14 protein-coding genes and 1 pseudogene are annotated in these 14320 nt (G+C 69.0%); 7 read left to right on the top strand and 8 right to left on the bottom strand.

Annotation, left to right across the window (positions count from 1 at the left end; all coding sequences use genetic code 11):
* Positions 1 to 67: 67 nt before the first annotated feature.
* The 3 genes and pseudogenes from SY89_RS07560 (at position 68) to SY89_RS07550 (ending at position 2434) form a co-directional block, all read left to right on the top strand.
* Positions 68 to 1216: a FecCD family ABC transporter permease gene (locus tag SY89_RS07560; RefSeq protein ID WP_054583749.1), complete on the top strand. Its 1149-nt coding sequence runs from the start codon at positions 68 to 70 to the stop codon at positions 1214 to 1216.
* Positions 1213 to 2087 (top strand): annotated as a pseudogene (locus tag SY89_RS07555) (ABC transporter ATP-binding protein). Before SY89_RS07560 ends, SY89_RS07555 begins: the two are co-directional and overlap by 4 nt.
* A 65-nt stretch (positions 2088 to 2152) precedes the next feature.
* On the top strand, positions 2153 to 2434 hold the full coding sequence (locus tag SY89_RS07550; RefSeq protein WP_054583748.1) for a hypothetical protein: 282 nt from the start codon (positions 2153 to 2155) through the stop codon (positions 2432 to 2434).
* 6 nt (positions 2435 to 2440) lie between these two features.
* Here the strand turns inward: SY89_RS07550 and SY89_RS07545 are convergent, their stop codons facing one another.
* From SY89_RS07545 to SY89_RS07525, 5 genes are all read right to left on the bottom strand, one after another.
* Positions 2441 to 3556: a M24 family metallopeptidase gene (locus SY89_RS07545; RefSeq protein WP_054583747.1), complete on the bottom strand. Its 1116-nt coding sequence runs from the start codon at positions 3554 to 3556 to the stop codon at positions 2441 to 2443.
* Between the two features lie 46 nt (positions 3557 to 3602).
* Positions 3603 to 4385: a hypothetical protein gene (locus tag SY89_RS07540; protein WP_054583746.1), complete on the bottom strand. Its 783-nt coding sequence runs from the start codon at positions 4383 to 4385 to the stop codon at positions 3603 to 3605.
* A gap of 120 nt (positions 4386 to 4505) precedes the next feature.
* Complete coding sequence (locus SY89_RS07535; protein ID WP_054583745.1) at positions 4506 to 5303, bottom strand: CBS domain-containing ParB/RepB/Spo0J family partition protein; 798 nt, start codon at positions 5301 to 5303, stop codon at positions 4506 to 4508.
* Positions 5303 to 6883, bottom strand: coding sequence for a DHH family phosphoesterase (locus SY89_RS07530; RefSeq protein WP_080506631.1), 1581 nt, complete (start codon positions 6881 to 6883; stop codon positions 5303 to 5305). The genes SY89_RS07535 and SY89_RS07530 overlap by 1 nt, the downstream gene beginning before the upstream one ends.
* 69 nt (positions 6884 to 6952) lie before the next feature.
* Positions 6953 to 7243: a transcriptional regulator gene (locus SY89_RS07525; RefSeq protein WP_054583744.1), complete on the bottom strand. Its 291-nt coding sequence runs from the start codon at positions 7241 to 7243 to the stop codon at positions 6953 to 6955.
* Between the two features lie 94 nt (positions 7244 to 7337).
* Between SY89_RS07525 and SY89_RS07520 the strand changes: the two genes are divergently transcribed.
* Both SY89_RS07520 and SY89_RS07515 read left to right on the top strand, forming a co-directional pair.
* Complete coding sequence (locus tag SY89_RS07520; RefSeq protein ID WP_054583743.1) at positions 7338 to 8303, top strand: nucleotidyltransferase family protein; 966 nt, start codon at positions 7338 to 7340, stop codon at positions 8301 to 8303.
* Positions 8304 to 8425: 122 nt separating this feature from the next.
* Entirely contained in the window at positions 8426 to 8665 is a 240-nt protein-coding gene (locus tag SY89_RS07515; protein ID WP_054583742.1) for a DUF7542 family protein, read from the top strand.
* A 103-nt stretch (positions 8666 to 8768) separates the two neighbouring features.
* Here SY89_RS07515 and SY89_RS07510 read toward each other — a convergent pair whose 3' ends face one another.
* Together SY89_RS07510 and SY89_RS07505 are read right to left on the bottom strand one after the other, a co-directional pair.
* Entirely contained in the window at positions 8769 to 10409 is a 1641-nt protein-coding gene (locus SY89_RS07510) for a Na+/H+ antiporter NhaC family protein (protein ID WP_054583741.1), read from the bottom strand.
* Between the two features lie 227 nt (positions 10410 to 10636).
* Positions 10637 to 11347, bottom strand: coding sequence for a diphthine--ammonia ligase (locus SY89_RS07505; RefSeq protein WP_054584687.1), 711 nt, complete (start codon positions 11345 to 11347; stop codon positions 10637 to 10639).
* A 101-nt stretch (positions 11348 to 11448) separates the two neighbouring features.
* Between SY89_RS07505 and SY89_RS07500 the strand changes: the two genes are divergently transcribed.
* Positions 11449 to 12114 carry a DUF7504 family protein gene (locus SY89_RS07500; protein ID WP_054583740.1) on the top strand — a complete coding sequence of 222 codons (666 nt, stop codon included), beginning with the start codon at positions 11449 to 11451 and terminating at the stop codon, positions 12112 to 12114.
* Entirely contained in the window at positions 12111 to 14186 is a 2076-nt protein-coding gene (locus SY89_RS07495) for a hypothetical protein (protein WP_054583739.1), read from the top strand. Before SY89_RS07500 ends, SY89_RS07495 begins: the two co-directional genes overlap by 4 nt.
* On the opposite strand, the gene SY89_RS17195 is transcribed toward SY89_RS07495, so the two are convergent.
* The gene (locus tag SY89_RS17195; protein ID WP_189319130.1) at positions 14170 to 14310 is read right to left on the bottom strand and encodes a DUF7503 family protein; all 141 of its coding nucleotides are present in this window, start codon (positions 14308 to 14310) and stop codon (positions 14170 to 14172) included. The two genes, SY89_RS07495 and SY89_RS17195, sit on opposite strands and share 17 nt — an antisense overlap.
* Positions 14311 to 14320: the final 10 nt, after the last annotated feature.

The raw sequence follows: 14320 nt of genomic DNA, 5'->3' as shown, positions 1-14320 counted from the left end.
GCTGTCGACACCGACACGGTTTTCACTCCTTAGGTCGGCCTAAAACGTATGTACGGAGCGACAGACCATGGCCGGTGAGACAGGTACCGCGTCCCCCAGGTTCCGGGACGCGATCTCGTGGGTCGACACGCCGCTGTTGACGGTCTGTCTGGGGAGCTTTGCCGTCGTACTGATCTCAGGACTCGTCCAAGTGAGCTTCGGCACGTTCACCATGTCGCTTTCGGCGGCCTGGGGCGCCGTGTTCGACCCGGTCGTCTGGACGAACCCGCAGGTGCTGTTGCGGCTGTTCCTCGGCGATGGGCTCGGCACGGAGGCCGCACGCATGCTCGGGCTGTCGACCCACGAAGTCGACCTACCCAAGGAGACGCTGATCGTCTGGCGAATCCGGATGCCGCGGGTGCTCGTCGCCGTGCTCGTCGGCGCCAACCTCGCCGTCTCCGGCGCGGTGTTCCAGGCGGTCACGCGGAACGAGCTCGCCTCGCCCTACATCCTGGGCGTCTCCTCCGGCGCAGGGCTGGCGATCCTGCTCACGCTGATCGTGTTCGCGGAACTCGCGTTCATGCTGCCGCTGATCGCCGCCGGCGGCGGGGCGGTCGCGTTCGCGCTGGTGTACGCCATCGCCTGGAAGGGCGGCACCACCCCGGTGCGGCTGGTGCTCGCTGGCGTCATCGTCTCCACCGTGTTCGGCTCCCTCCAGACGGCGCTGTTTTTCTTCGCGGACGACCTCGGCGTCGTCCAGACCGCGATCGCCTGGACCACCGGCTCGCTGACCGGCGTCGACTGGGAACAGGTCCGGATGGCACTCCCGTGGACGCTGGTGACTGTACCGCTGACGCTGATCGGTGCGCGGCAACTGAACGTCCTGCTGCTCGGCGAGCGGACTGCGCGCTCGCTGGGGATGAGCGTCGAGCGCGTTCGCTTCGCGCTCTCGGGGGTCGCGGTGCTGGCAGCAGGAACGGCCATCGCCGTCGCCGGCATCGTCGGCTTCGTCGGCTTGATCGTTCCCCACATGGTCCGGCAGTTGGTCGGCTCGGACTACAAGCGGCTAGTCGTCGGCTCGGCCTTCGCCGGGCCCGCGCTCGTCGCGGTGGCGGACGTGGGCGCGCGGCTGGCGCTCTCGCCCACACAGCTCCCCGTCGGGATCCTCACCGGACTCATCGGCGGGCCGTACTTCCTCTATCTGATGCGTCGACAGGACGCGCTGGGTGAACTATGAGCCTGTTCGGCATCGGTGCGGCCGGCACCACGGAACGCGAGACGGCGGCTGCGGCGTCGACGCCGACCGACGGCGACGACGAGCCGCCCGAACTCAGCGTCGAGGACGTGGCGCTTTCCTACGGCGACGGCGACCCGGTCGTCGAGACGGACAAGCTGGTCGTCCCCGCGGGCGAGGTGACGGCGCTCGTCGGCCCGAACGGCAGCGGGAAGTCGACGCTGCTGAAGGCGATGGACGCCGAACTCGAACCCGACCGCGGAAGCGTCCGGTTCGACGGGCGGCGCGTCGCCGAGTACAGCACGAGCGAGCTCGCCACCCGGCTCGGGCTGCTCTCCCAGGAGAACACTGCCCCCGACTCCACCTCCGTCCGGGAGCTCGTCACCTACGGTCGCTACCCCCACCGCGGCTTCTTCGAGGGGCTCAGCGAGAGCGACGAGGCCGCGATCGACCGCGCGATCGACCGTGTGGGGATCGACCACCTCGCCGACCGAAACGTCGGCGACCTCTCGGGGGCCAACGCCAGTTGGCCTGGCTCGCGATGGTGTTCGCCCAGGAGACCGACGCGCTGCTGCTCGACGAGCCGACGAACCATCTCGACCTCCACCACCAGCTTCGGGTTCTCAACGCCGCCAAAGCGCTCAACCAGGAGCGCGGCGTCACGGTCTGTGTCGTCCTCCACGACATCGGGCAGGCGGCACGCTTCGCGGACAACCTCATCGCGCTCCGGGACGGCACCCCCTACGAGTGGGGGCCGCCCGACGAGGTGGTGACGCCGGACCTGCTGGAGGCGGTGTTCGGCGTCGAGGCCGAGGTCGGCTTCGGGCCCGAGGGGCCGACGATCGTGCCCCGCCGGGCGATCGACGAGGAGTGACGGTGCGGTGATCCACCCCCTGGACGCCCTGAACAGTTTTCTCCACCCCGACCGTCGTTTCGCCTATGACCGACAGTACTGACGACACCGCCCGTGTCTGGCTCGTCGAGCGGACGTACTCCGACGACGAGCAGAACATCGTGATCCTCGTGTACGCGACGCCCGACGGCGAGCGCTACCTCCGGAAGGAGCGAGCGCTCACCTCGTTCGGCGACCACCGCGACACCACCGCGGGCATCGACGCCGACCCGCGGAACCTCGGCGAGACCAATGCGGAAAAACGCGAGCAGTACGCCAGCGAAGCGAAGCGCATGGCCGCCGAGCACGAGCCGGACGACCTCATCTGACGGAGGTCAGCAGCGCCAGCCCCGGTCCGTGTCGTTCAGCCGCCGGCAGCCGTCCTCGGTGACGACCACCAAGTCCTCGATCCGGACGCCGAACTCCCCCGGGAGATAGACCCCCGGTTCGACGCTGAACACCATCCCCGGTTCGAGTTCGCGCTCGTTCCCCTCGACGATGTACGGCGCCTCGTGCACGTCGAGACCCACCCCGTGACCCGTGCGGTGGATGAACTGCTCGCCGTACCCGGCCGCCTCGATCACCTCGCGAGCGGCGGCGTCGACGGACTCGGCTGTGACGCCCGGCTCGACGGCGTCGACGCCGGCCTGTTCGGCCTCTCGAACCACGTCGTGGACCTCCCGGACCTGCTCACTGGGCTCACCGCCGAACACCAGCGTCCGGGTCTGATCCGAGGGGTAGCCGTCCACGCGAGTGCCGAAGTCGAGCACGACCGGCTCTCCCGGCCGAATATCGCGGTCGCCGTGGTGATGGTGGGGTTTCGCGCCGTTCGGCCCCGAGCCGACGATGGTGTCGAAGGAGACGCCCGTGCCGCCGTGCTGTTCGAGGCGGGTCTGGATCTCCGCGGCGAGTTCGGCCTCCGTCAGGCCGATCGCGTCCGCGCCCATCGCCCGCAGATCGCGGACGGTCTCGTCGGCGACGGCCGCCGCACGGGCCATGGCGTCGAGTTCGGCGTCGTCTTTCCGGATGCGGAGTTCGCTCAGGACCTCGCTCGCGAGCCCGAACGTTGCCTCGGGGAGCGCCGTCCGGAGGTCCTGCGTGAACAGCGCCCACATCGTGTCGTCGACGAGGAGGTGGCCGCCGCCGAGGCCGAGTTCGGCGGCGATGTCGGCGATCCGCGGGACGGGGTCGTCGGCGTCACCCCACGTCCGCACGTCGCCGACCCACGACTCCTGGCTGATCTGCTCGCCGTACAGTTCGGGCACGAAGAAGACGGGCTCGCCCGCGGCGGGCACGAACAGCAGTAGGTGTCGTTCCCCCGGCTCCTCGGCGAAGCCAGTGAGGTACTGGAGGTTCTGGCTTGGGAACAGGACGAGCGCGTCGTCGCCGCGATCGTCGAGTCGCCGTTTCGCCCCGCGGACGCGACGCTCGAACGCTTCGGTGTCGGTCATGCCCGGGTATACGGCGGCGAGAACGAATAGCTGCCGGCCCCGGCGACTACTGCTCGATCTCCAGCAGGCGCGCGCCGCAGTCCGGGCACGCGTACGTGTACACCTGTGCACGCCGGCAGCAGGACTCGACAGTCTCCTCGCCGAGCTCCGGCGCCGCCCCGCAGTCCGGACAGTGCGCCACGAACAGCCGCATGCCGGCGAGGACCCGCCCCTGTTCCTCGCGGTCCCGGGTCGCCCACTCGGGGTCGCGGGCGGCCAGCACGTCGACCGCGCCGAGATCGGCGAGTAGCGCCGCCTGCGAGGGCCAGTCCGCCGCAGCGAGGCCGCCGTCGGTCACGACCGTCGCGCCGTCGCGGCTCTCGACGCCCGGGTCGTCGAGGGCGAGCACGTCGCCGGCGGCCGCGGCAGGATCCTCGCGTGCCGCGTCGATCCGCTCGCGCCACTCGGTGGCGGCTCGATCGGCGAGTTCGAGATCGTCGCCCGCCGGCGGGTCCACCAGGACGCCGGCATCGAGCAGGTACGCCTCCACGTCGACTGTCTCGCCGGGGTCGGGGAGCGCCGGCGCCTTCCCGAACCTGCGGCGCACGCGGTCCGGGAGGTACCGCTTCGTGAGTTCGGGCGTCCCGGGAACAAGATACCCCCGGAAGTAGATCGCCGACAGCGAGACGAACAGCACCGCGACGCCCACCAACGGCGTGGCGACGACGGCGGCGACGGCCGCCAGCACGACTGCGAGCGCGACGTTGAGCACCGTACATGGCAGACACCGGTTCTCACCGATGTATTCCGACTGTTCGAGTCGGTCCGTGACCGTGGATCCGGCGGACATTAACGTTCGGGAGCCACGGTGGAAAGAAAAGGGTTCCGGCGGCTGAAGAGAACGCCGTGCGGTCGCGTGCCACAACACCGGGACCGCCCCAGAGCGGTCCAGCGCGCGCCGGCGGAGTGACTACTGCAGGCGTTTGGTGGTCTCGATCAGCGGGTGGCGGGCGTAGTCGACGACCGCCACGTCGTCGATCGAGGAGAGCCCCTCGTTCCGTGCGGTGTTCTCCATCCCCAACGTCACGGGCTCGTCGGCCTCGACGACGATGACGTAGGCGTCCATCTCCTCGATTCCCAGCCGGTCGGCGGCGAGCGCGCGGTGGTGGCCGTCGGTCAGCAGGAGTAGTTCCTTCTCGCCGGTCGCGTTGGCGATGACGACCAGCGGTTCGGCGAGCCCATGTTCGAGTTCGTACCGCCGGCCTTCGAGTTCGTCGGCGTACACGCGGTCCTGTGTGGGGACGAGGTTGTCGAGGCGGACGCGGCGACGCTCCTCCCGAACCGCCACGTCGTGGATGTGTTGGAGCGTCTCCATCAGTTCGCCCACCTTCTCGGGGGTGGCGCGCTCGATCTGGCTCCGCACCACGTCGGTGTTCGAGATGATCCCCGTCAGGTTCCCCGCGTCGTCGACGACCGGGAGCTTCTGGATCCCCGACCGCAGGATGACGCGTGCGGCGTCGATCACGTCCATCTCGGGGTGGGCCACGACGATGTCCTCGACCATCACGGTGAAGATCGGGGCGTTCTCGTCGGCCAACAGCAGGTCCCGCGCGGAGACGAACCCCTCGACTTTGCGCCCGTCCGTCACCGGGAACCCGTTGTGGTCGCTTTCGGCGATCCGGCGGGCCACGTCGGCGACCGTGTCGTCGGCGTCGACCGTCGCCACCTCGCGGGTCATGTACTCCTTGACCCGTGCTTTGGCACTCATTACCCCTGGTTGGACCCCGGCGACGAAAAAGGGACAGGCTCAGGCGTCGTCCGGGTCGACGTCCTCGGGGTCGACAGCGTCGCCGGCCGCCGAGTCCTGGCCGGTGTCGTCGGAGGGGAGCGCGATCGAGGCTGCCCCTCGTGGGCGTAGTCGTACTCCAGACTCTGCTCGATCGAGGGGGCGTCCGGCGCGTCCGAGAGCGCGTCGAAGAAGCGCTCGTTGACGACATCCCTGACGATCTCCGTCAGCGAGCCGTTTCGATCCGGCCCAGCCGCGCCGAGGATTCCCAGCGGGATCTGGGCGCCGGCCATGTCGGCGTGGCCGCCGGCGTCGCCGATGGCGCCGAAGGCGTCCCGCAGCGTCTCCCCGAGATCGAGGTCGGAGCCACGCGCCCGCCCCGAGACGTAGATCATCTCGTCCATGAAGCCGAAGACGACCGTGATGTTGACGCCCTCCATGTCCAGCAGGCGTTCGGCAGCCTGCGCCAGCGCGTCGCGGTCGCGGATCTCCCCGGCACACGTCGACAGCGCGCGCTCCCGGACGGTGCGGTTCTCGATCGCCGCCGCCAGCACCGACACCGTCTCGATGGAGAGGCTGGGCGTCTCGATCCGCGAGAGCGTGTCGGCGTCGACGTGCGGAACCAGCGACGCCGCGGCCGCGAAGTCGGCCTTCGACGCCTCGCGGGTGAACTCCTTGGTGTCGATCCGGATCCCGTACAAAAGCGCCGTCGCCGTCGTCGTGCCCGGCGACACGTCGAACCGGTCGAGGTACTCCGTCAGCAGCGTGCTCGTGGCGCCGACGCCGCTGCGCAGGTCGACGAACTCCCCGCCGACGGCCCCTCGTGGCGGGTGGTGGTCGACGACGATGTCGATCTCGGTGTCCTCGGGGAGGCTGTCGTTGACGCCCGGCCGGGAGTGATCGACCAGCGCGACGCCGCCGTACGCCTCGATGTCGCCGGGGTCGAGCCTGACGAGCGACAGATCGAGCAGGTTCACGAGGGCGCGGTTCTCCTGGTGGCTGATCTCGCCGTGGTAGCAGGCTTCGGCGTCGACGCCGACCCGTTCGGCCAGCTGACAGAGGGCGACGGCGCTCGCGATGGCGTCGGGGTCGGGGTTGTCGTGGGTGACGACGGCGAGCGGCTCCTCGGCGTCGAGCAGCGCCCGACGCAGGCCACGCGCGCGGTCGCTCTCGAAGCCGACCGTGCGGTCGAGCACCCGGTCGGCCAGCGCCGCCGTCGGGTCGATGACGCGGTCGGCGACTGACCGAATCGCGTCGACGGTTTCGGGGCGTGCGGCCTCGCCGGCGTAGGCGATCAGCATCGCGTCGGGGAACGTCTCGCGAGCGGCCACGGCGACCGCTCGGTTTCGCTCGGGGTCGTCGCTGGCGACGAGAACGATGTCGGCGTCAGGCGCGTGGGCCCGCGGGTCGGTCGGGTCGCCGTCGACGGCGGCGATGTTGGCCTCGCGGAGGCTCTCGGCGCGAGGTTCGTCGTCGGTGACGACCGTCGTCCCCCCGTCAGGGAGCCGTTTGAGGAGGTCGAAGCCGACCGCGCCACAGCCCAGCACCAGCCGGGTGACCATACTGTCTGCTGTGGGTGAGTGCGGGAAAGCCTTACCGTCGCGAAGTGCAGCCCTGGGGCCAGCTTGGGGTTAGGCGGACTCGATCACCAGTTCCGGCTCCGTCAGTCGCTCGCACTTGCACTCCGGACACCGACTGGGTGCCGCGAGCGGATCGTCGAACCCTGAGAAGCCACAGTCCTTGCACGTCGGCGGCGCGACCAACAGCTGCTCGTCGGCGGTATCCAGCGACTTCGCGACGTGGCGGACGTGGTCGTAGACGACGTTGGTCGGCACGCCGAGGCGTTTCGAGAGCTCCCGCGGCGTCGCCGGCGCCTCGCGGAGCGCGTCGACGATGCGCTGGCGGGTGGTCGCTTCCTCCATACGGCTCCATAGACGGACAGCAACAAACGCCTTTCCGCTTCGTGTGCAGCGAAATGGAAAAAGGGTTTACCGCCTGCCCCCCGACCACGGCGGCATGAAGGCAATCGTCCTCGCGGGCGGGTACGCCACGCGACTCTGGCCGATCACCCGCAATCGACCGAAGATGTTCCTCCCCGTCGGCGAGGGAACGGTTATCGACGACGTGTTCGCGGATCTGGAGGCCGACGACCGCGTCGACGAGGTGTACGTCTCCACCAACGAGCGCTTCGCCGACGACTTCCGAGAGTACATTTCCGACAGCGAGTTCGAGAAACCCGTCGTCTCCGTCGAGGAGACCGTCGACGAGGACGAGAAGTTCGGCGTCGTCGGCGCGCTTGCTCAGCTGATCGACCGCGAACACATCGACGACGACCTGCTCGTCGTCGCCGGCGACAACCTCATCTCCTTCGACCTCGCCGACTTCGGCGACTTCTTCGAAGCCAAGGGCACCCCCTGTATCGCCGCCTACGACGTTGGCTCGAAGAAGAAAGCCGCCGCCTACGGCCTGGTCGATCTGGACGGCGACCGCATCGTCGACTTCCAGGAGAAGCCCGAGGAGCCCAAGAGCACGTTGGTCTCCATCGCCTGCTACGCGTTCCCCGAGGAGACCCTGCCGGAGTTCGACACGTACCTCGCCGGCGAGAACAACCCCGACGAGCCCGGGTGGTTCATCCAGTGGCTCCAGTCACGGGAGGCCGTCCACGCGTTCACCTTCGACGGCGCGTGGTTCGACATCGGCACGCCGGAGAGCTACCTCGAAGCGGTCGCCTGGAAGCTCGACGGCGAGAACATGATCGCCGACGACGCGACCGTCGACGCCGAACTGGGCGAGAACGTCCACGTGATGTCCGGTGCGACCGTCGAGGGCAGCGAACTCGACCGGAGCATCGTGTTCGAGGACGCGACCGTCGTCGACTCCACGCTCCGGGAATCGATCGTCGACACCCAGAGTCACGTGGCGGGGCTGGACCTCTCGGGTGCGCTGGTCGGCGCCCACTCCGAGATCGCTGACCGGGAGTAGCGACGGGGAATCGACGCCTCGCCCCCGTTTTCACCTGCCTCGTTCCGAAGCCACGGGTGGTTCGGCGCTCGTCGTCACGCGACCACCGGGAGCGGTAAGTGCGTCCGGGCGCTACGCTGGCTATGAGCGAGAACCGGACGATCGTCACCTGCCCGGCCTGTGACCTGCGCGAGACGTTCGACTCGCTGGGGGCGGCCCGCGAGGCCGTCGAGGAGCACCGCGTCGAGACGGGCCACGACCCGACGTGGGAGCTGCCCCAACTCGCTGCCGGGGTCCAGCGCGCCGGCAACGAGGCGGGGGTCTGCGGGCGCCCCGGCTGTACCGACACCGATTCGCCGCTGTATCAGGGCGAAGAGCAGTAAAAACCGGACCCGGGCGTGGCCCCGGATACTGCTGTCACCGGCCCGCGACTGACCGTCGCCGCGGAGTAGTCGTCACAAATCCGCGACTGCCTTCTGCCGCGGATTAGTCATCCGACGGCACCACTCGCTTGTCGGTCGTCGACGCCTTCGGTTCGACACCCTTCCTCCTGGCGTCCCACTCCGAGAGCGCGTAGACGACCGCGTACAGCGTCCCCACGCCGATCGGGAGGAGCACCAGCGGCGTGATCCGGGTCGCCCCCCAGACCAACAGCATCACCAGCGCGACGCTGATCACCGTCATCGCGTAGTAGATCTGGGTCCGGACGTGATCGATGTGGTCCGCGCCCGTGAACGTCGAGGAGAGGATCGTCGTGTCCGAGATCGGCGAGCAGTGGTCGCCGAAGATGGCGCCGCTGAACACCGTCCCGACGGCGACCGGCAGCAGTTCCGGCGTCGTGCCGCCGATGTTCCAGGCCAGGGGGATCGCGATCGGCGTCACGATCGCCATCGTCCCCCACGAGGTCCCGGTCGAGAACGCGATCAGCGCCGCGGCGAGCAGGATCACCACGGGCAACAGCGTGGGGCTGATGAACGACTGCGCCACGTTGGTCACGTACGTCCCGGTGCCGAGCACCGTGGTGACGCTCCCGATGGTCCAGGCCATGATCAGGATCGAGGCGGCGGTCAACATCATGCCGAACCCGTCGATCACCGTGTCCATCGCCTCCTCTAAATCCATCAGGCCGGCGATGGTGCCGGAGATGATCCCCATCGCCACCATGGTGAACGAGCCCCACAGCAGCGCGTCGACGAACGCGGCGTTGTCGACGATCTCGATGAACGAGGCGCCCTCGCCCGCGCCGGTGACGCCCGTGAAGGCGGCGCCGACGAAGACGACGGTGATCAGCGAGCCGACGGGGATGAGGAAGAACCGAAGGCTGGGCGCGTCGGTCACCACGTCGCCCAGGCTTTCCTCGGCGCTCTGCATCGGCGTCGCGTCCTCCCGGAGCACCTTCCCCTCCTTCCAGGAGCGGTGTTCGGCGTCGAGCATCTCGCCGAAGTCACGCTGGGTGAGCACGATGATCCCGACCATCACGACCGCGAAGATGCAGTACATGTTGAACGGGATGCTCTGGAGGAACACCGTGAACGACCCCGGCGCCTCCCCCGTGATCCCTGCGGACTCGTACCCCTGGTCGATCATACTCAGCTGGTAGACGACCCAGCTGGAGATGCCGAACGTCGCCACCGGCGCGGCGGTGGAGTCGATGATGTAGGAGAGCTTCTCGCGGGACATCCGCATCTCGTCGGCCATATCCCGCATCGTCGTGCCGACGATGGCGGTGTTGGAGTAGTCCCCGAAGAACCACAGCATGCCGAAGATCCAGGTCGCGAGCCCGACTTTGCGCTGGGAGTCGAGCCGGGACGTGGCGGCGTTGGCGATCGCCAGCGCCCCGCCCAGCCGCCAGATCATCGCGACGCCGGCACCCAGGAACATCACGATCATCAGGATCTTCGCGTTGAACAGGCTGGCACCGATCGACTCGGCGGTCCACGTCAGCGTCGTCACGACCCCGTGGCCGCCGGTGTAGATCACCGCCCCGGACCAGATCCCGAGGAACAGCGAGATGATCGCCCGCCGGGTGATCATCGCGAGGAAGATGGCCAAAAGCGGCGGCAGCAGCGAGAGTGCCCCGAACTCGGAGCTCTGCAGGGGCAGTACCAACGCGCCGGGGTCACCCATCCGCCTCACCTCCACCGCTCCGTGTCGAGGAAAGGCTCCGGTACTGTGCGGACCGATCCGTTACGCCTACGTGCTCGGGGTTGGTGCGTGATTGTGTCATGTGTTACCTTTCACCGAGTCAGGTTTGCACTCTGAGCACGCATAAATAAACCCAACGGCCAAAACCACGGTGTTCGGCCGTTTCACCACCGCTACCAGGTTGTCAACTCAGCTCCGCAGGCCGTCGCTCACTCGAGTCGGGCGTCCTCGACGACGACGTGGCCGCGGGTTCCCTCCCACTCGGTGGCCAGCTCCAACTCGATCCGCCGGGCCATATGCGGGCCGTCGACGACGAACGTCTCGAACTCACCGCCTTCGCCCAGTACGTGGACGCCGTACTCCTCGTTGAGGCGCCGGAGTTCCGCCAACGCGTCCGCGTCGAGCGTCCGGCCGAGCCAGGACTCGTCGAGCCCCGCGGCGGCGACCTGCACGATCGTGATCTCGAAGCCCGCGTCGAGCATCTCCTCGGCGAGCGTCCCCGGATCGCGCTGCCAGAGCGGCGCGAACAGATCGATACCGAGCCGGTCACAGAGCCCCTCGATCCGGGACGTCTGGTACTCGCTCTCCACCGCACCGGCGGTGACGCCAGTGAGATCGAACCCCGGCTCCTCGGCCAGTCGGCGCAGTTCGGCCTCCAGCGGTTCGAGCTCGGCGTCGCCCTGTGCGCCGGCGTCGACGACGTCGTGGGCGCCGAACGAATCGGGTTCCACCTCGACGAGCGGGATACCGATGCTCTCGGCGGCGAGGCCCGCGAGGTGGGTCGCGGGCGTGTGGTACATGTACGAGTCACCCGTCGGGTGGACAGTGAGTAGCCGCCCGACGTCCAGTCCCTCCTGCTGGGCGCGATACAGCGCCCACGCGGAGTCTTTCCCGCCCGAGAATAGGCTCACCCAGGTCATGGGGGCGACCAGTCGGTCCGTGGCCATACCGTCTCCGGTTCGGGGACGGGTCCACCTCGACCATCACGAAGTTTTTCATGCCTGAGCCGCCATCTTGGGCCATGAGCCGGCCCGTGACGACGTACCGCGGCGGTGGGAACGTCCGCCGGACGTTCCAGGAGCTCAAACGCCGCGGGGCGCAGGTGCTCGTGATCGGCGACGTTCCGGAGGCCGTCTCCCGCCGAGCGACGCGGCGCCTGCTGGGCCATCCCGACGAAGACCGCTACCGCGTGCTCGCGCTGACCGACAGTGGCGTCGACGACGCGGCGTGGTTCCCGGGCGCGTACGCGCCCGACGACGACGAGGTGGCGCTGGTCGACGAGCGCGAACTCAGGGGGGCCACGGTCGCCGACACCCCGACCGAACCGAGTCGCCCCGAAACCACCGTCCTCCGCCGGATCGACGCCGAGATCCGCGAGTGGGAGCCCGCGGAGACGCCGCCGCCCGCCGTGCTCCGCGTGGGCGTCTACTCGCTCGAGACGCTGCTCGAAGCCCACGGGGTCGGCGCCGTTCGGACGCTCACCGACCGCCTGACGAGTGTGGTCCGTCGAGTGCGCGGGATCGGGCACTACCACCTACCACGAGCGCCGGACACCGACGCCGTCGCCGAGCTCGAACCCGTGTTCGACGCCCGGCTGGAGCTTCGCCGCGCCGGGACTGGCCCCGAACAACGCTGGCATCTCCCGGGCCGCGGTGCCACGGGCTGGGTAGCGCTCGGTGAACCGTGATCGAGTTCGAAAGCGCCGACCGCGGCCTCCGCATCGTCGATACGCTCGAGGAGGTCGAGTACGTCGTCGACACCGCCGGTGTCTCCCCGGCACGGGCGAGCACCGATCAGTTCCCCACCCCCGTCGACGACGCGGTCCGGATCCGGACTGATCGTCTCTCCTTGCCGACGGTAGTCGACTACCACCTCCGGGACGCAGACGGCAGCGCGCGCCGGGCGGTGGCGGGGCAGGAGCAGTCCGTAACGGAACCGACGTTCGTCGAGGCGACGAACACGCCGATGAAGCTCTACCTCCGGATCGAGCCGCCGGCGACGATCAGCACCGCGGAAGCCGGCACGCGGATCAGCTTCGACGCCCCGTCGACAGTGCTCGTCGGGGCGCGCTCGCTCCATCGGCGCCCCGCGGGCACCATCACCGTCCCGGAGACGCCGGCCGGCGTCGCTCGCGGGATCTCGCTGTTCGCCTCGGCGCTCAAAACGACGTCGCCGGAGCGCTCGTTCCCCACGCTCCGCGGCCATCCGCCCCTGCTCGAGTTCGGCGACACGTTCGACGCCGGCGGCTTCGAACGGCCGGCGACGGGCATCGAGATCCAGGTGCCCCACGACTACGCGAGCGTGTTCAGCGTCGCCCCGCTTTCGTACTACCTCGGTGCCGCCGTCCGCACCGGGGCCGGCACGCCGCGGCTCGTCGCTGCCGACGAGACGACGCTCCTCCGCGGCGATCTGGGGGAGGCAGCCGCCGCCACGCTACGACACTGCTTCCTGCTCGACTGTGTCGCCCGGACGGCGGGGCTCTACCCGGTGTCGCTCCAGGAGCGGGCGGCGCTGGCAGACCGAACGACGATCGAGCCCGAACGGTGGTACGACCTCCCGATCGACCGCCGGACCGCCGCGTACCTCTCGGTGCCGCGGGAGGCGACCGAGGATCTCCTCGACTGGCACCTGACCGCGGACGTGACGCCGGCAGCCCAGAACGCGGCGATCCTGCCGTTCGTCGCCGACGACCTCGCGATCGTTCGGTCCCCGACGCCGCTCGCGGAACAGTCCACGTCGGCGGCGGAGCCCGACGAACTCGAGGAGTTCTTCCGAGCCGACGACGCGCGGGCCGAGCGCCGCGGGCGTCGGTCGACCCAGAACGCCCATGCGGCGGCCGACTCGGTCCGCTCCCCGGTCGAGACGGACACGTACGGCCACATCTGGGTGGGCGAACAGTTCCCGATGGGCGCCTCGAAGCCGACGGTCGACGCCTACCGGCGGCGGCTCGACCGCCAGCCAGCCGACGACAGCACGACGACCGTCACGCTCGTCTGTAACGACGAAGCGATGCTCGAGGAGGTCGACGAGGAGCTGTACGGATTCTTCGACATGCTCACCTTCGACGTGCGGAGTCACCACGACCTGACCAAGCGAGAGCTCCGGTCCGTGCTGGAGACGGAGACGAGCTTCCTCCACTACGTCGGCCACGTCGAAGACGAGGGTGTCCAGTGTGCCGACGGCTATCTCGACCTGCGGACGCTCTCTGAGACCGGCGTCGAGGCGTTCCTCCTCAACGGCTGTCGCTCCTACGAGCAGGGCCAGGCGCTCGTCGACGCCGGCGCCTTCGGCGGGGTGGCGACGCTGACCAGCGTGAGCAACGCGAAAGCGACGACGACCGGTCGGCATCTGGCCCACCTGCTCGACGCCGGGTTCGACTTCCACGGCGCGCTCGACGTGATCCGCCGCATCCGGATCTCGCGGCAGAACTACGTCGTCGTCGGCGACGGGCGCGTCACGATCTCGCAGTCGGACTCCGGTACGCCGCTGTTGCTCACCTGCGACGAGCGCGGCCCGGACCAGGTGACCGTCACGTACCACGAGTACCCGACGGCGACGTTCAACGTCGGCTCGATGACCCGGCCGTACATCGAAGAGAACGGGACGCAGTATCTCGCTGTGGGGGAGATGGCGACGTTCACCGTCAGCTACGAACGGCTGGTGGAACGGTTGAGCGACCACCGGATCCCCATCGTCGTCGACGGCGAACTGTGGTGGACGAACTCGATCGATCTATCGACGCTCAGGGACCGACAGTAGTTCCCTGTCCGGCCGCCACGACGCCGGCGCCCTGTGACAGCACCACCAGCATCGTGAACAGCACGCCAACCATCTTCGGGTGCTCCGCGAGGTACGCGGCCATGCTGGAACTGTTGGATTCCATGTTCCGTTCC

The sequence above is a fragment of the Halolamina pelagica genome, assembly GCF_001307315.1.
Classification (GTDB): domain Archaea; phylum Halobacteriota; class Halobacteria; order Halobacteriales; family Haloferacaceae; genus Halolamina; species Halolamina pelagica_B.
The sequence above is the reverse complement of the archived record's forward strand: the minus strand, read 5'-3'. Positions and strand labels throughout refer to the sequence as shown.